13 protein-coding genes are annotated in these 17,190 nt (G+C 62.4%); 4 read left to right on the forward strand and 9 right to left on the reverse strand.

The window, feature by feature from the left end; genetic code table 11:
- Position 1: 1 nt before the first annotated feature.
- Genes YH3_RS06680 through YH3_RS06695 form a run of 4 tightly spaced genes read right to left on the reverse strand, consistent with a single transcriptional unit; the run spans position 2 to position 4,383 of the window.
- On the reverse strand, positions 2-919 hold the full coding sequence (locus YH3_RS06680) for an ABC transporter ATP-binding protein (RefSeq protein WP_064443152.1): 918 nt from the start codon (positions 917-919) through the stop codon (positions 2-4).
- Positions 916-1,737, reverse strand: coding sequence for an ABC transporter permease (locus YH3_RS06685; protein WP_020906350.1), 822 nt, complete (start codon positions 1,735-1,737; stop codon positions 916-918). Before YH3_RS06685 ends, YH3_RS06680 begins: the two co-directional genes overlap by 4 nt.
- Positions 1,730-2,764, reverse strand: a complete 1,035-nt coding sequence (locus YH3_RS06690) for an ABC transporter permease (protein ID WP_082920574.1) — start codon at positions 2,762-2,764, stop codon at positions 1,730-1,732. Before YH3_RS06690 ends, YH3_RS06685 begins: the two co-directional genes overlap by 8 nt.
- Positions 2,761-4,383: an ABC transporter substrate-binding protein gene (locus YH3_RS06695; protein WP_064443154.1), complete on the reverse strand. Its 1,623-nt coding sequence runs from the start codon at positions 4,381-4,383 to the stop codon at positions 2,761-2,763. The genes YH3_RS06690 and YH3_RS06695 overlap by 4 nt, the downstream gene beginning before the upstream one ends.
- Positions 4,384-4,554: 171 nt before the next feature.
- Between YH3_RS06695 and purD the strand changes: the two genes are divergently transcribed.
- Together purD and YH3_RS06705 are read left to right on the forward strand one after the other, a co-directional pair.
- On the forward strand, positions 4,555-5,811 hold the full coding sequence (purD, locus tag YH3_RS06700; RefSeq protein ID WP_007734401.1) for a phosphoribosylamine--glycine ligase: 1,257 nt from the start codon (positions 4,555-4,557) through the stop codon (positions 5,809-5,811).
- 242 nt (positions 5,812-6,053) lie between these two features.
- Entirely contained in the window at positions 6,054-7,622 is a 1,569-nt protein-coding gene (locus YH3_RS06705) for a GMC oxidoreductase (protein ID WP_007734403.1), read from the forward strand.
- Positions 7,623-7,696: 74 nt separating this feature from the next.
- On the opposite strand, the gene YH3_RS06710 is transcribed toward YH3_RS06705, so the two are convergent.
- On the reverse strand, positions 7,697-8,209 hold the full coding sequence (locus tag YH3_RS06710) for a MarR family winged helix-turn-helix transcriptional regulator (protein ID WP_231917207.1): 513 nt from the start codon (positions 8,207-8,209) through the stop codon (positions 7,697-7,699).
- A gap of 42 nt (positions 8,210-8,251) precedes the next feature.
- Here YH3_RS06710 and YH3_RS06715 point away from each other — a divergent pair, with 42 nt between their 5' ends.
- Positions 8,252-9,334 carry an ABC transporter substrate-binding protein gene (locus YH3_RS06715; protein WP_231917208.1) on the forward strand — a complete coding sequence of 361 codons (1,083 nt, stop codon included), beginning with the start codon at positions 8,252-8,254 and terminating at the stop codon, positions 9,332-9,334.
- On the opposite strand, the gene YH3_RS06720 is transcribed toward YH3_RS06715, so the two are convergent.
- The gene (locus YH3_RS06720; protein ID WP_207624134.1) at positions 9,270-10,103 is read right to left on the reverse strand and encodes a phosphatase PAP2 family protein; all 834 of its coding nucleotides are present in this window, start codon (positions 10,101-10,103) and stop codon (positions 9,270-9,272) included. The two genes, YH3_RS06715 and YH3_RS06720, sit on opposite strands and share 65 nt — an antisense overlap.
- 117 nt (positions 10,104-10,220) lie before the next feature.
- Here YH3_RS06720 and YH3_RS06725 point away from each other — a divergent pair, with 117 nt between their 5' ends.
- A complete protein-coding gene (locus YH3_RS06725; RefSeq protein ID WP_064443482.1) occupies positions 10,221-10,895 on the forward strand; it encodes a response regulator transcription factor in 675 nt (224 codons plus the stop codon).
- A gap of 3 nt (positions 10,896-10,898) precedes the next feature.
- Here YH3_RS06725 and YH3_RS06730 read toward each other — a convergent pair whose 3' ends face one another.
- The 3 genes from YH3_RS06730 to YH3_RS06740 form a co-directional block, all read right to left on the reverse strand.
- On the reverse strand, positions 10,899-12,287 hold the full coding sequence (locus YH3_RS06730; RefSeq protein ID WP_064443155.1) for a HAMP domain-containing sensor histidine kinase: 1,389 nt from the start codon (positions 12,285-12,287) through the stop codon (positions 10,899-10,901).
- Between the two features lie 87 nt (positions 12,288-12,374).
- The gene (locus YH3_RS06735; RefSeq protein ID WP_042453531.1) at positions 12,375-13,772 is read right to left on the reverse strand and encodes a serine hydrolase; all 1,398 of its coding nucleotides are present in this window, start codon (positions 13,770-13,772) and stop codon (positions 12,375-12,377) included.
- 20 nt (positions 13,773-13,792) lie between these two features.
- Positions 13,793-17,161: a serine hydrolase gene (locus YH3_RS06740; protein ID WP_064443156.1), complete on the reverse strand. Its 3,369-nt coding sequence runs from the start codon at positions 17,159-17,161 to the stop codon at positions 13,793-13,795.
- Positions 17,162-17,190: the final 29 nt, after the last annotated feature.

A 17,190-nucleotide genomic window follows, 5' to 3' on the forward strand; every position in this document is an offset into this window, starting at 1 on the left:
GTCAGCCCACCTTCCGCAGCGTTCGGTACGTGCGGTCACCCAATGTGACCAGTTCGGTCGGGCCACCGGATTGTTTCGACTCCGGGCGTCGTAGGTGATAGACGCACTCCTCGGGGAGATCGGTGAGTTGCGGTGGCGATCCCGGCATGGGAGTCAAACCTCTGGAAGGTAAGGCGCCGAGAAGGTCTCGGGTGTAATCGTGAAGCGGATCTTGGAACACCAGCGCGGCCGGACCGGTCTCCATGATGCGTGATGCGTACATGACGGCAAGTCGATCCGCGACACCGTTGCGGGTAAGGGATGCCAGGTCATGGGTGACGAGCAGGACCGCCGCTCCGGCGTCCGCGCACTCTCGAAGTAATCCCATGACGTGGTCGGTGAGTTCGCGGTCGAGGTTGGCGGTGGGTTCGTCTGCGACGATCACCGACGGATTCCCGGCCAGCGCACCGGCAATGGCCACGCGTTGCGCCATGCCGCCCGACAGTTCGTGCGGGTAGCAGTCCAGGGCCGACGGTTCGAGTCCGACGCGAAGTGCCAAGGCATCGCAAGTGTGATCGCTGCCGAGTGCGTCGATCGTCTCCTGTAGCTGCGATCGCGCAGTCCGGACGGGGGTGAGATGTGTTGCGGCGGATTGTGGAACGAGAGCCACGTGCCGCCCACGGAACGCGGTGCCGGAGAAGACGTCGATCTCGAGGTCCGGTGTTCCGACGGTGACCGTTCCGGTTCGAGAAGCATTCGGCGGCAACATGTTCATGACCGAGGTGGCGATGATCGACTTGCCACACCCCGATTCCCCGACAAGTGCGGTCACCGTGCCGGCTGGAACGTCGAGGTCGATGTCGCTCGCAGCGTGAACTACCGATCCTCCGAGTAGAGGGATCCTGACGGTGAGAGATTCGATGCGCAGGCCGTGGTTCACAGTCGCAACTCCGAAGGTCGAGGTGGTGTGAGCATCGACCGCAGGGCCGAACCGGCGACGGCAACTGCGACGGTGGCGATCACGAGAACTGCGGCGGGGAATGCCAGCGTCCACCAACCGCCGAGGAGTAGAGAACTGCGTGCCTCTTCGAGAAGCGTCCCGAGACTGGGCTTGTGCGGGGGAAGGCCGAATCCCAGGAAGGACAACGTCGATTCGTGCCAGACGGCGTGGGGCAGCAGGAGAACGACTGCGATCAAAGCCTGCGGCGCCGTCGCCGGCACGAGGTGGCGCATGATCACGTGACGTCGACTTGCTCCCGCGAGAATGGCGGCGTCGATGTAGGGACGCTCGCGCAGACTCAAGATCTCGGAGCGGATGATCCGGGCCACTTGGGTCCAGTGGGTCAGTGCGATCGAAAGCACGATGGCGGCAATGCTTCCACGGAACATCGCGACGATGACGATGCCGAGCAACAGGTGGGGGAGTGCGTTGACGGCATCGGTGCCGCGCATGACGAACCTGTCCACCCAGCCACCGACCAGTCCGGCCGTAGTGCCGACGGCGACGCCGATCACCGTGGCGAGCAGCGCGCAGGCGAGTGCGATCAGAAGTGAGGTTCGAATGCCTGCAGCTATGCGCACGAACAGATCTCGGCCCGCCGAGTCCGTTCCGAAGGGGTGATCGAACGACGGAGCCAGGCGAGCCGCCGAGAAGTCTGTGACTCGGTCGTCGACGTCGGCCAACCATGGGACCAACGCCGCGTACAGCGCAACGAGGATCAGCACGCCGAGGGCGATCTTGAAGCGTCGTTCAGCCATCGGTACTCACTCTCGGGTCGAGTACTGCAACGAGGACGTCGGCAAGCAGTGAGCCGAGCATGACCGTCAATGTCGTACCGACGGTGAGGAACGCGAGCAGTGCCATGTCGAGGTCACGGGCTGACGAGACGATGGCGCCGGCGATCCCTGGCCAACTGAAGACCTCTTCCACCAGCACTGCCCCGACTATCAGCTCGGGCAGTCGCACGCCGACGATGTTCACGAAAGGCGCCAGTGAGGTCGGCAGTATGTGGCGTTTCGTGATGGTCGGCGCCGGGATTCCGCGTGCTACGGCGCCCGCGACAAATCCCTCACTTTTCGAACCCACGACGGATTCTCGGACCGCGAGTAGGAGCCACGGCATCTGCGAGATGGAAAGGACCGTCACCGGTAGGACCAAGTGCCGGATCACCTGTCCCGGTGTGGGATCGGCACCCCCGTCGGTCAACCCGGCGACCGGGAGCCAGCCGAGAGTCAACGCGAAGAGCGCGATGGCACCCAGCGACAAGACAAACGGCGGAAGTCCTTGGACCACGACGCTCAGCCCGGACACGGTCTTGTCCAAGAATCCTCCACTGCGTATTCCGGCGAGAACACCGAGTGTCAGCGAGGCGAGAATCGCGATGAGGAGTGAGATACCGACCAGCAGCAGGGTCCATGGCAGACGCTCGGAGATAACTTGGGAAACAGGCTGATTGAACGATCTGGAGATCCCGAGATCACCGGTGAACACGCCCTGGAGCCAATTCCAGTACGTGCTGTACCAGGGGTTGTCGAAACCCATCTGATCGGCGATCAACGCTTTGTCCGCGTCGCTGGTCGTCATGTATCGCGTGCCCAGGTAGCCGACAAGTGGATCGAACGGTGAGACCGCGGCGGCGGCAAAGAGTCCCGCGGACACCACGGCGATCACCGGCACGATGAACAACGCCCGCCGACCGACCATCGTGAGGATGGCCTTTCGGCGGGAGTTGCCACGGTGGTCGAGCGATTGCCGCGCGTCTACCCGAACGTCGACCGCTGTCATTGCCCTCTGGCCCACGTCTGCAGTGACCACCACGGGCCCCAGGTCACACCGTGTGAGTGTGGCTCGAGTACAGGTCCGGACATCTGCCAGTCGGAATCCTTCGAAACGTACGTATGGTCGAGGAATACGAGGATGACAAATCCGGGATCCTCGACGTACGCCTGCTGCACGTCGCGATACGCGGCGTCACGCGTTTCCTGATCCAGGCTGCGGCGTCCTACTTCCAGGCCTGCGTCGACTGCTGGATTGGAGTAGTCGCTGGCGTTGTCGTAGATGCTGCCGACCCCGGGCGCTATGTACTTCGAGTTCAGCGCGTCGTACGCCTGCGTGTCTGGATCGAAAGGTTCGTCTCCACCACCGAGAAGCGTCGAATCCTGGTTGATTCGAGGGTCTATGCGGTCCCAGGAGAGCGCTTCGAGATCCACCTCGATGCCGACAGCGAGAGCATCGGAGGCAAATGCCTGAGCGAGATCACGTCGAACGGTGTCGACGGAGTTGTACATGATCGTGAACTGCGCCCGCTGACCGTCTTTCGAACGGATTCCGTCGGCACCTTCGATCCAGCCCGCTTCGGTGAGAATTCGCTCGGCCTCGGCCGGGTCGTAGGCGAAGGTTGCGTTCGGGTTGTACGAATCGCCGTAGACCTCGGGGATCGGAGTGGCGGCGACGCGGCCGTGTCCGCCCAGGACGTTGTCGATCATCGACTGGCGATCGGCGGCGAGGTTGAGCGCCATCCGTACGGCTTTGTCGCCTGCCACGGGATTGTTCGTCGGAAGTGAGAGACCGCGCCAGTCCGCTGACTGATGGGCAGTCACCGACATGTTGTCTTTGCCCGAGAACGTATTGGCAAGCAGTGGAGGGAGATTGGTTCCGTCGATCTCGCCGGACACCATACGTTGGGCGCGGGTGTTGTCGTCCGGAACGTAGAGGAGAGTGAGCTTCTTGATCTCCGGTGCACCGTCCCAGTAGTTCTCGTTCGCCTCGAAGACCGCTCGATCCGGTGAGAGATCGACGAGTGTGTACGGACCCGTACCGACAGGCGCGGTGTTCAACGGCGATTCGGCGGCAAGTCCGGGTGTCGCGAGGGATTCCGACGGGACCATGCCGATCAGCATCTTCGTCAGCAGGGGCGCATACGAGTAGGCGAGACGAAACTCGACTGTGCTGTCGTCGACGGCCACGACGTCGCTGATCATGTCGTACGACGACCGCGCTTCGGAGGCGGAAGCCGGATCGAGGATCGCCTTGTACGTGGCAACCACGTCGTCGGCGTCGAAGGTCGATCCGTCGGAGAAGGTGACGCCGTCACGTAGCTTGACCGTCCAGACTGTCGCGTCGGCATTGGCAGTGGGCATCTCCGCGGCCAGAGACGGCTCGAATCCCGGCATGCCGGTCCCTCCTGTGAGCCGGACGAGGCCGTCGTACATCTTGGCCTCACCGGCAGCGCCGAAGCCTGCGACCGGGTTGTAGCCGCCCAGCTCGTAGCCGTCGGCCAAGACCAGGCCGTCGTTGTTGCCCGAGGAGTCGGTGCCAGTCGGGCTACTGCACGACGTGATCAGAAGTGCGCCGATTGCGGCGGTTGCGGTGAGCGTCAGAACGCCTGGTTTGTGGAGTTTCACGGGTGTCCTTTCCTTGGTGGACAGGTGTACGAAAACATCTGTTCACCTATTCAGGTATTCATATGATCTCATCTCGAAACGGATATTTCGCACAAAGGCCGAACGCTGGGACCTTGGCCCCGCCAGTGGCACTCCGAGAGCCCTGTTATCGCAGGCCGTAGTCTGTTCACCGTGCGCGTACTAGTAATCGGCTCCGGAGCCCGTGAACATGCCCTCCTTCTCTCTCTTGCTCGCGATCCAGGTGTCACGGCCCTGATCTGCGCGCCTGGCAATGCCGGGATCGCAAAAATCGCCGAGCAGCACCCCATCGACGTCGCTTCGGGTGACGCGGTTACCGCGCTGGCCCAGAAGGTCGAAGCCGACCTCGTCGTCATCGGACCCGAGGTTCCGCTGGTCCTCGGTGTCGCAGACGCGGTGCGCGCAGCAGGTATCGCCTGCTTCGGGCCTTCGGCCGACGCCGCCCGCATCGAGGGATCGAAGGCTTTCGCCAAGGACGTGATGGCTGTCGCCGGCGTCAAGACCGCTCACAGCGAGATCGTCGACAATCCGGCCAAGCTCGACGAAGCACTCGACCGCTTCGGTCCCAACTGGGTGGTCAAGGACGACGGACTGGCCGCGGGTAAGGGCGTAGTCGTCACGACGGATCGTCTCGCCGCGCGCGATCATGCCGCAGAACTGCTCGAGACCGGACACCCGGTTCTCCTCGAGTCCTTCCTCGACGGTCCGGAAGTTTCGCTCTTCTGCCTCGTCGACGGCGAAACCGTGATCCCGCTGCTCCCGGCTCAGGACCACAAGCGAGTCGGCGACGGAGACTCCGGACCCAACACCGGCGGCATGGGCGCGTACACCCCATTGCCGTGGCTGCCCGACGAGATGGTCACGCAGATTGTCGACGACGTCGTCAAGCCTGTCGCTGCCGAGTTGGTCGCGCGCGGTAGCAGTTTCTCCGGCCTTCTCTACGCCGGTCTGGCGATCGGTGTCGACGGCCCGGCCGTCGTCGAATTCAACTGCCGGTTCGGTGACCCCGAAACTCAGGCCGTGCTTGCTCTCCTCGAAACGCCGCTGGGCGGTCTACTCAATGCAGCCTCGACCGGAACACTCGATTCGGTCGGTCCGTTGCAGTGGCGCGACGGTTCCGCTGTCACGGTCGTGATTGCCGCGGAGAACTACCCGTCAACCCCACGCACCGGCGACGTGATCACCGGAGCCGACGCCGACGGAGTCCTGCACGCCGGTACCAAGAAGCGTGAAGACGGTGCCGTCGTCTCGGCCGGCGGGCGTGTGCTGAGTGTTGTCGGAGTGGGCAAGGATCTGACCGAAGCTCGCGACGACGCCTACGCAAAGATCGCCGACGTCAAGCTTCCCGGCGGTCATTTCCGCAAGGACATCGGACTCGGCGCCGTCGAAGGTCGCATCTCAATTCCCTGACTCGTTCTTTCGGAGGGCCGGTGAACTTTCTGTTCATCGGCCCTTTTCATGGAAAATCAACGGTTCCTCGAAGTTACCCACGAGTATGGACTTCTCGTTCGGTTTCTCCCGGTATATCTCAGCGCGGGGGTCACGGAAAGAGAAGGGCACACTTGAGCATTCGCGCTGGATCCAACGAACGGCACGCACGTACCAATTCCACGCTCTCGCGTAGAAACTTCTTGGCAGCAACAGGATTAGCTGTGGGGGCCGCCGCACTCTCGTCCTCGTGGACCACGGCGGCCGCTGCGCCCAGACGAGCATTGAACGACGGTGACCGTGTCCCCGCGCTCGTGATCGGCAGTGGATACGGCGGTGCCGTTGCGGCACTTCGCCTGACACAGGCCGGTATCGACACGCACATGGTCGAGATGGGGAAGTCGTGGACCACACCAGGGTCCGACGGCAAGATCTTCTGCCCGATGCTCTCGCCCGACGGTCGGTCCTTCTGGCTCAGAGACCGTACAGTTCAACCGGTTTCACACTTCTCCGGCGGCTCGGTGGACAAGAACATCAGCCGCTACGTCGGTGTTCTCGACGCCGAGGACTTCGGCGGGATCAAGGTCTACCAGGGCCGAGGGGTCGGCGGTGGGTCGCTGGTCAACGGCGGTATGGCCGTCACACCCAAGCGTAACTACTTCGAAGAGATCCTGCCCGGTGTCGATTCCAACGAGATGTACTCGACGTATTTCCCGCGCGCGAACGCTGCGCTCGGAGTCAACAACATCGACCCGGCCTGGTTCGAATCGACCGAGTACTACAAGTTCGCGCGGACGGGGCGAAAGACCGCTGAGAGATCCGGTTACACAACAACGTTCGTGCCGAATGTCTACGACTTCAACTACATGAAGCAGGAAGCTGCCGGCCAGGTCACCAAGTCTGCTCTGGTCAGTGAGGTCATCTACGGCAACAATGCCGGAAAGAAATCTCTGGACAAGACGTACCTCGCTGCGGCATCCGCCACCGGCAAGCTCACCATTTCAGCTCTGCACGTCGTGACCTCGGTTGCCCCGGCCGCGACCGGCGGTGGCTATCAAGTGGTGATGAACCAGATCAACGAGCAGGGCAATACCGTCGGCACCAAGACAGTGACGGCGGACAAGGTCTTCTTCGCGGCCGGCAGTATCGGGACCAGCAAGCTCCTGGTCGCGATGAAAGCGCAAGGGCAGCTGGCGAATTTGCCGGGTGCAGTTGGACAGGAATGGGGTCACAACGGCAACGTGATGGTGGGCCGCGCCAATCACATGTGGGACGCCACCGGTGCGAAGCAGTCCGCGATCCCCGTGATGGGTATCGACAACTGGGCCGACACATCCGCTCCCGTCTTTGCGGAAATCGCACCCTTCCCGGCCGGTACCGAACTGTGGGTCAGCCTGTACTTGGCGATTGCCAAGAATCCGCAACGTGCTCAGTTCCAATTCAACTCGGCAACAGGCAAAGTCGGATTGAACTGGCAGCGCTCGCAGAACCAGCCGTCGATCGACATGGCGAAGAAGCTCTTCGACAAGATCAACAAGAAGGAAGGCACGATCTACCGGACCGACCTCTTCGGCCCGACGCAGACGTGGGGCGATCAGTTGACGTACCACCCCCTCGGCGGTTGTGTGCTCGGCAAGGCGACCGACGGCTACGGTCGTCTGCCGGAGTACCCGGGTCTGTACGTCATGGACGGATCCCTCGTACCGGGCAATGTGGGAGTCAATCCGTTCGTCACCATCACCGCTCTGGCCGAACGGAATATCGAGAACATCATTGCGAACGACATGAACTAGGGCGGTAACTCGTCAGCAGGTGCGGTGCGGTGCGGCAGGGGCTGCACCGCACCGCTTCTGTATGTCCCGGAGTGTCACCGCGGTGCGTGATCTCGCAATGATCGATTGACTCGGTCGAGGATACCGACGGCAGTGGTCAATGTGTCGAGGTCGCCCTCGTCGAGGGCCGCCAATTCTTCGGCGAGAACGCCGATGCGTAGTTCGGATCGACGGTCTCGTCGCGCGCTTCGCTCGTCCTTCACGAAAAGTGTGCTCACTCGGCCGTCCGTGGGATCGGGTCGCCGCTCGATCAGGTCTTTGTCGGAGAGGATGCGCACCAGCGTGCTGACGGTGTTCGGGCGTCTGGAGAGGCGATCGGCCACGGCCCCGATGCGAGTGCCCGGATGGTGTGCGACATCGTGAAGTACTTCGGATTGTGCCTCTGGCAGAGTCGCGTCGGTACCCGACGTATCCATGTATTCCCGCAGCGCTCGACGCAATTCGAACGCCGCAGCGATGAGTGATCTCGATGCTTCCTCCGCGGTGGGCACGCGATCGGAGTAGCGATCGACCTCGTGTGATCCACGCCCTGGAACTGTATCTGACACAGATATAGTTTACAGTTCTTCAAAGGGTAGGGTCACCTAACCATGACGGAAGATGAAGCTGTCATGCTTCACGACGTACGGGACACGATCATGAATTTTCGAAAGAAGTCACGCAGTGTAATGCTGATCGGCGCACTGACATTGGTGGCAGCTCTCAGTGGCTGCTCGAGCGAGGACGCGTCGCCCACAGATGCCGAGATCAGTGCGTCGGCTCCGGCGGACTCTGCGTTTGTCGCTCCGCGAGAAGTCCCGGTTGGAATGGGGAGCGGAAAGTCGGACGGCGAGTTCCCTCGTACCGTCTCACACTTCAAAGGGGACACCACGATCGAATCGCAGCCCGAAAAGGTTGTCGTCATCTCGACCGGGCAAGCAGATGCTCTCCTGTCGCTCGGTGTCGTGCCCGCAGGTTCGACGCGTGGTGACGGTGCGGACCTGGTGCCTCCGTACTTGTTGTCTGCATACCCCGAATTCCGTACTCAGCTAAGTGATGTCGTTGACGCAGGTGGACGCTTCACACCGAATTTCGAAGCGATCGTCACGCTCGATCCTGACCTGATCTTGATGAATGTTGCAGGAAAGGACGCTGATTCGCTGTACGACCAGCTTTCTGCCATCGCACCCACGGTGGCAACACAGGGAACCGGCGTCTACTGGAAGCAGGACTTCCTGCTGGTTGCCGACGGGGTAGGTAAGACGCAGCAGGCGACGGTACTGCTGGATACCTTCAATACCGATGCCGCGGCCCTCGGTGCTTCCCTCTCGTCGCCGCCGACGGTGTCGTTCACGCGCCAGAACGGAAATCGTCTGCGCATCTTCGGTATTCCTTCGTTCACCGGCAGTATCGCCGAGGATGCCGGCTTGACCCGTCCGCAGTCGCAGCAGTTCGACGACACTTCCCGAGACATCAGTGAAGAAGAGTTGAACGTGGCGGACGCCGACTGGATCTTCTACGGCGTGCAGGGCGGGGACCCGGCGACATTGACGAACGCGCCGTTGTGGGCGCAGTTACGTGGTGTGGTCGCCAACCACGCCGTCGCTGTTGACGATGACGTCTTTTACCTCAATACCGGGCCGACTGCGGCTCGTGAAGTGCTGAAGGTTCTGCAGAGCGCATTGCAGCAGTAGTCGATTCAGCTTGGTTGTGAGTGCCGACGAATCGGAAGAGGGCTCCACCCACCGTGACTGCAAGCGTCGCGAGAATGGCTCCGGCGATGACGTCGGTGAGCCAGTGCGCACCCAAGTAGAGGCGAGTCAGCGCGACGACGACGGTGACCGTCACGGCGAGGAGCATCAGAAGGCGTTTGACGGCCGGTGTTCGGTCGACGCTCACAACGAGAACGGCAATGCCGAACAGCGCTGCTGTGCCCGTCACGTGACCGGAGGGGAACGAGTGGCCGGTCTCGAGAAGAACCTGGATGTTGGTCGGCGGACGTTCGCGACCGACGAGCGCTTTGATTACCGTGCTGGCGACCGCCGCCCCGCCAACGGTTCCGATCACGATCAAGCCCGGAACGACCGAACGCGCTCGCCAGGAGATGAGCACTCCGCAGGTGATCCCGAGTAGCGCGGTGGCGACCGGGCTACCGAGATCTGTGACGGCGACCGCGATCTGGTTCAGGGCGCCGCTCCGATGATCGACCATCCAGTCGGTCACCGGCCCGTCGAAGCTCGTCAACCACCCGCTTCCATACACCTGGATCGACAGCGTCACCAGTGCAAGCACGAGTCCGCACGTGCGAAGGGCTGTAGACCGAACGCCGGAAGCTCGGTAGATCGAACCGAACGCGAACAGAGCTGCGGCCACCACGATTGCGGCAACCGCGATCTCTGCGGTGGTGCTCTCGGTCAGGACTTCGGTGACCACGTTTCGCACGGTCGACACAGTTGCAGGCATGAATGCAGTGTGACGAGCCGAAGCTGAAGAAACGCTGAACGGAACTCGGCTCTGGGTCTACCGTCTGCTCTACTGGGTGCATCCGAACAACTGCGTGGCGACGAAACGGGGCCGGTGGTGCGAGTACTGGTGGTCGAAGACGAAGTGCGCCTGGCCGAGACGATCCGGCGGGGATTGGTGGCCGAGGGATTCGTGACCGCCGTCGAACTCAACGGTGACGACGGATTCGCGACTGCGTGCAGTGACGAATTCGACGTGATCGTTCTCGACATCATGTTGCCGGGCAAACACGGGTACGACATCGTGCGGGATCTACGCGCCCGGGAGATCTGGACGCCGATCCTCATGCTCTCGGCAAAGGACGGCGAATACGACCTGGCTGATGCATTCGATCTCGGCGCCGACGACTACCTGGTCAAGCCATTCTCGTTTGTCGTGCTTCTCGCTCGGCTGCGCGCACTGGTGCGTCGCGGCGCTCCACAACGTCCGGCGATACTCTCCGTTGGAGACCTGTCCCTCGACCCGGCCAAACATCAGGTGAGCAGAGCGGGAATCGAATTGACCCTGACGCCAAGGGAGTACAGCGTTCTCGAATTCTTGATGCGCAACAATGGTGTGGTGGTCACGAAGACCGAGATCGTTCGCTCTGTCTGGGACACCAACTACGAAGGTGACGAGAACATCGTCGAGGTGTATATCGGTTACCTTCGTAAGAAGCTCGACCTCCCGTTCGGAACTCAGAGCATCGAAACGGTCCGAGGCGTCGGGTACCGCTTTGTCGGCACTACCTGATCGTCAGTCGTTCGGTACCGGAATCGTCACCTCGAATCGACTTCCACCGCCCGCCCTCTCGCTGACGGAAATGGTTCCGTGGTGCGCCGCAACTATTTCCGACGCGATGGCGAGTCCAAGTCCGGACCCGCCTCCCTGCCTCGACCGCGGCTGGTCCAGGCGGACGAAGCGTCCGAAGATTCGTTCGCGTTCTGCTGCAGGGATTCCGGGCCCGTCGTCCTCGATCACGATGTGGGCTTCGTTTCCGGCTTCGGAGCACTCGAGATACACGAGGGTCTCCGCATGCCGCACTGCATTGTCCACGAGGTTTCGCACCATCCGCGTCAATGCTCTCGGGTCTCCGGAGACCCGAACCGGAGCCACGGCAGCGGCGACCGTAACTGCGGAGATACCGTCGATCCTTTTCTGCTCGGCGAACAAGATGTCATCGAGGTCGACGTCGACGACGATGCCGAACTTTTCGAGTTCGCTTTCGTCAGAGCGCGCGAGAATCAACAGGTCTTCGATCAACTGCCGCATCCGGCGCGCCTCGGGAAGTAGTGCGTCTTCGATCAGCGCGTCGTCGAGGAGATCCGGGCGTCGGTGTGCCAGTTCGAGGGCCGTCGTGATCGTGGACAGCGGACTGCGTAACTCGTGTGAGGCATCGCTGACAAATCGTTGCTGGGCCAGCGCACCTTCGTCGAGGCGCGCCAGCATGTCGTTCATTGTTGTTGCCAGTCGGGCTATCTCGTCGTTCCCTGACGGGACAGGCACTCGTTCACCTTGACGCCCACTCGAAATCGATGCTACCCGAGCGCGGATGCGTTCGACGGGAGCGAGGGCCGAACCGACGAGGCGGTAGGTGGCAAACGCTGCCAGCCCCAGGACCAGGGGTCCGACGATGGCCAGCAGAACGGCAACGGTCGTCACCACGGTTTCAACCGGTTCGCGGTCGGCGCCGACGAAGACGGTGACTGGTCCGGTCGCCGTCTGAGCGCCTCGCCCGATCAGCCAGTAGTCCTCGTCGTCGGACTTCTTGACCCTTCCGAGAGCGTCCGACTCGTCAGGGCCGAGAAAACGTTCGGACAGGAGGTCGCTGTCGGTTCCCGGTGATTGGGCGACTATTCGGTGATCGGCGTCGACGATCTGCACGATTCCGATCTGACTGTCTGTGGACAGAAGCGAAGGGTCGAGATCGGCCGGGTTTTTTCCGTTGAGCTGCTGGACCAATTGCGTGGCGCGAGCTTCGGAGCCGTTCAGCGCGGACAGATGCAGGGAGTTTGCCAGCACGAAAACCAGTGCAAGCCCGGCGATCACCAGGCAGAAGGCGATCACGAGTGTCGAAGCCACGGTCGAACGGGCACGCACGCTCCACCGGGAGGGGTGCAGAATCGACTCGCCGATGAAGTTCATGGCGTCCAGTCTGTACCTTCTCGGCTGTGCATTTACGAAGACGGGTGACGCGGTCCCGTAATCGGACCGCGTCACCCGTCTAGAGGATCAGGCCACTCGCTTGGCGGTGCGGCCGCCGAATTCGAGCATCACGGCGCGACCGGTGTCGTCGGTGACGAAGCGTCCCAACGCCCGGGTGGTGTCGGCGCGCGCAGCGAAGTCACGGTCGTTGAGGAAGGCGATCGGGATTGCCGGCGGCCAGACGATGTCCTCGTATTCACCGAGATCCTGCGCGCTGCCCATCCGGATGCCGATTCCCTCGTCACCGGGGGCGACGGTCATCGTCAGTGAGCCGGCCTGATACTTGCCCAGGACTGCGTCGACGGCAGCGGGTTCGGGCTCGACCACGTCCAGGGATGCCGGCGTGGGTAGTTCAGTGAGGTTGGCCATGCACCAGTCGACGATCTTCTTGCCGATTCCGCCGCCGAGGGCGTTGGTCAGCACGGTGACGGCGAAGTTCTTCTCGGGCACTGTCATGAACTCGGAGACCTGGAGGTTGCTCACGTTTCCGCCATGCCGCACTACCTGCGTGGTTCCGTACCGAGTCAACAGCCATCCCAGGCCGACTTCCTCGAACATCATCGCGGCGGGACGCTGCGGCTTCTGCATCAACAACCGGGTGGACTCGTCGAGCGGCTGTCCTTCGCCGGGGTGTTCGCCAGACAGTGCGTAACGTGCCCAGACGAGTTGGTCTCGCACCGAGGACCACATTCCGCCGCAAGGGATCATGCCGCGGTCCAGTCCGGTTTCGTTGGACACGAACGGCACACCGTCGCGGATGTAGTGACCGAGTGCGAACCGGTGGGTCATCACGTCCCAGGGCAGGAAGGCCGAGTTCTTCATGTCGAGGGGGTCGAGCACGCGCTGCTTGACCAGCTCTTCGAAGGTCAGTCCGCTGATCTTGGCCACGACATGTCCGGCGAGAACGAATCCGGAGTTGCTGTAGGAGAAGACTTCTCCGACGGGAAATTCTTGTCGCAGTTCGTTCAGCCGTGAAACCGAGCGTCCCAGGGCGTCTTCGCCCCAGCCTGCCGAGAGGCCCGCGTCGCCGGTGAATCCGCCGGTGTGGGTGAGGAGATGACGCATCGTGACTGTGCGCGTGGCTGTTTCGTCGGCGAAGGTCAGTTCGGGGACGTACTCGACCAACGGGGTGTCGAGATCGAGTAGGCCGTCCTCGACGAGTGCCATCGCGGCTGTTGCGGCGAACACCTTTGTGGTGGAGCCGATCATGAACATCGTCTTGTCGGTGACCGGGAGTTGGGTTTCGACGCTCTCGATGCCACTGGTGACGACGATGTCCTTGTCGCCGTGAACGATGCCGACCGAGACGCCGGGGATGTTTGCCTCGACCCTCCACTGATCGACGAGTTCTTGAAGCTGTTCTTGCATCTTTGATTCCTCGAGTTCGCTGGCGTTCTGTGTTTCGGCGTTCTGTGTTTCCGTCATCGTATGTGTATCGGTCATCGTCACGCGTTAACCCGTGGTAGGAAGCGGAATCCGACGTACACTCCGTCTCGGTGCGGCCGTACCGTCGTCCAACCGGCGGCCCCGGGTTGACGGGTGGTCCAGGTCCCCGGGATCTGCGACGGTACGAGAGTGGCCACCGTTGCAGGCTTCTTCGGAGCTGTTTCGTCTTCCTCGGGATTCGGGATTACGTCGCCGATGACGGTGATCACGGCTTCGTCAGCGGACTCTCCACGACGGAACTCGATTGCTATTCCGCCCGAGCTGTACTTTCCCAGAACCGAATCCGGAATCGACTCCACACTCGCGGGGTTCGGGGCGAGGGCTTGCGGAGGTTCGAGTCCGACCAACGCGGCCGCGGCTTCGGTGAAGAGATCACGGTAGAGGCCGTCGGCCTTGCCGCCGCTGGTCAGCAGTGCGATCGCGACATTGTGGCGGGGGAAGATGCGCAGATACGCGTGCTGGCCGATGGTGCTGCCGTCGTGCCCGAAAATCTCTTCGCCCGACCAGGTTTCGTGGAACCAGCCCAAGCCCCAACCCGACTTGTCCGGGAACAGTTCGCTGATGTCGATTTCGGGTGTGCGCATCGCGGCGGCTGACTTTTCCGACACGATCCGTACGCCGTCGACGCTCTGTCCTTCGAGAAGACCGAGTTCCGCGAACGTGAGTAGATCTCCGATGCTGGCAGTGATGCAACCCGCGGGCCCCATCGAGCGCGTGATCGGCCAGACGGGCATCACGACGGAGTTCCCCGTATGACCCGCTGCCACAGAGTATCTCGGTGTATCTCCGGTCAACGTGAGTGTGTGCGCGAGGCCGAGCGGATCGATGATCCGCTCCTTGAGGATGTCGTCCCAGATGCCGCCGCGAAGAACCTCGACGATACGAGCTGCAAGGACGTACGCGGAGTTCGAGTACGCGAAGCCGTCCTCGAGTGGATGAACCTGACGGAAGTCACGCAGGCCCTCGACGTAGCGTTCGACGACGTCGTCGCCGCGACCCTTGTCGATGAACAGGTCACCGTCGATTCCGTTGCGATGGTTCAGAAGTGCGCGAACCGTGATGCGGGCAGCTGTTTCCTCGTCCTGCAGTGCGAAATCGGGCAGAATCGACCGGACGGTCGCGTCCAGGTCGAGCAAGCCTTCGTCGACAAGCTGCATGACCAGCATCGCGGTCCATACCTTGGTGATGGATCCGATCTGGAACAGGGAGTCGGTGGATACCTCGACCCCGGTGTCTGCATTGATCACGCCGGAAGCCACCGTCGTACGGGTGATTTCCTTGCCGTTGGAATCGAGTGTGAGAATACCGAATTGAGCACCGGTGACGCCGTAACGCTCACACAGTACGTCCAGCGAACGCTTCCACGCGTCGGCTCCGGCAGACGCGTTGGCCAGGCCGGTCTTGGGCAGCTTCGCGGAGGTGTATCGCTTGACCCATTCGATGAGTCGTGTGCTGTAGTCGATTCGGTGCGAGATCGAGCCGTTGACGAGGAACCCGTGGCTTGCACCGGGATACGCCACCAGGCGGGTGGGTACATGCTGCTGGCGCAGTGCGGCGAACCAGGCCTCGGCTTGACCCAGCGGGCACCGCTCGTCCGACTTTCCGTGGAGGATCAGCGTCGGGGTCACCACGTTCTTCACAGCGGCGAGCGGTGAGGCTGCCAGCAGCTTGGCGGAGTTCTCGGGAACAGTCGTGCCGGTGGCGAGTGACGCGAGGTGCGGACCGAAATCGCAGACTCCGGCCATGGCGTTGAAATCGCAGATCAGCCCGCCGGCAACCGCAGCGGCAAAACGATCCGTCGCGGACGTCAGGTGACACGTACTGTATCCGCCGTAGCTGTACCCGGTGATCGCCAGACGGTCCCCGTCGACAAGTCCCTCGGCGACAAGCGCGTCGATCGGCTCGAGGAAGTCGGCTTGGTCGGAGGTACCCCAGGCGCCGTTGACGGCGTACATGAAGTCTGCGCCGTACCCGTCCGACCCACGTGGATTGAGGGTCAGGATGCGCCAACCCTGGGCGGCGAGAACCTGGTGGGCGGGGTGATAGGTATCTGCAACGCCGGTCCACGCGTTGTGCGGTCCGCCGTGAATGTCGAGCAGAAGGGGTGCAGAGCCACTGGTTTCGGGAGCGGACAGCAACCAACCATGCACGGTGCGGCCGTCGGAGATGGTGAACTCGCGTTCCTCGGCGGCAAACAGTGTCACCTCGGGGAGTGCTTCTGCGGTGAATTTCGTCAGCGTGGTGACCGCGCCGCTGTCGAGATCGACGAGTGCGACCTCGCCGAAGGACTGCTGGGTGGTGACGATGACGGAGGCGACGCGGGCGTCACGGGCAACGGAGAGCGCCGAGACGACCTCGTTGGGATTGGCGACGAGGGATCGAGAGGTGCCGGTTTCGATGTCGGCCGCGTACAGATGCGTCCATCCACGATCGCGTAGGCAGAACACGATTTCGTCGCGAGTATTCGACAGTGCCGGTGTGCCGCCGGGGTAACCGGGTGCACCGGGCATCACGTTGCGATCGAGATGAGCTGTGAGGGTGACGTCGACCGGTGTCTCGCTTGGGCCGGGGACGGACAGCCGGATCAGGTCTGCAGTTCCGACACGGACCTCCGGAGTGCCGATGGCGACGACCGAATCTCCCTGCGGATGCCACAGTGTGGAGCCCTGCACTCCGGTGGCATGACCGAGTCGCTGCGGGGGAACCGACAGATCGTCGACGAGGATGCGGTAAGCGCTGAACGTGAGGTTCAGATCGCTGTCCGGTTCGAGATTCGCGGTGAAGGCAAGAGCCGTGCCGTCGGGCGACCAGGACGGAACGTCTGCATTCCAGTCACCGTCGGTGAGCCGTCGAACTGCCTTCGTCTCCAGATCGACGGTGTGAAGGTGGCGACGGAAGGTGCCGAGCCAACCGGCACCGTCCACCTTGTACCCGAGTCGGTCGGTGACGATGGGAGCATTCGGATCGGTGGAGTCCGAACGTGAGACCACAGCGGCGAACGCGATGGCATTTCCGTCCGGGCTCCAGGCTGCTGCACCGGCGCCGAGGGGGAGTGATGCTGATGTGGTGAGAGTTTCGGCCTCGCCACCGGCGAGCGGGATCAGGTGCAGCTGCGCGGAGTCACCGACCTTACGCAGGAAGGCAATCGAGGTTCCGTCCGGAGAGAACCGAGGGGCAGAATCGGCGGGCCCTGCGGTGAGGCGGCGAGCCTGGGAATCGCGGGACACCGCCCAGAGCGATGTAGTTGCCTTTCCGGCAACAATTTCCGAGCGAACGAAGACGACCACGGTGCCGTCGGGAGAGATTGAGGTCTCAGTGGGTGTGACCACACGGTGGAGGTCGTCGAGAACAAATGGACGGTCAGTCATGTAGATCCTTCGAATCGGAGAAATAGATG

Origin of the sequence: Rhodococcus sp. YH3-3, assembly GCF_001653035.1 — a bacterium.
Lineage (GTDB): Bacteria > Actinomycetota > Actinomycetes > Mycobacteriales > Mycobacteriaceae > Rhodococcus_F > Rhodococcus_F qingshengii.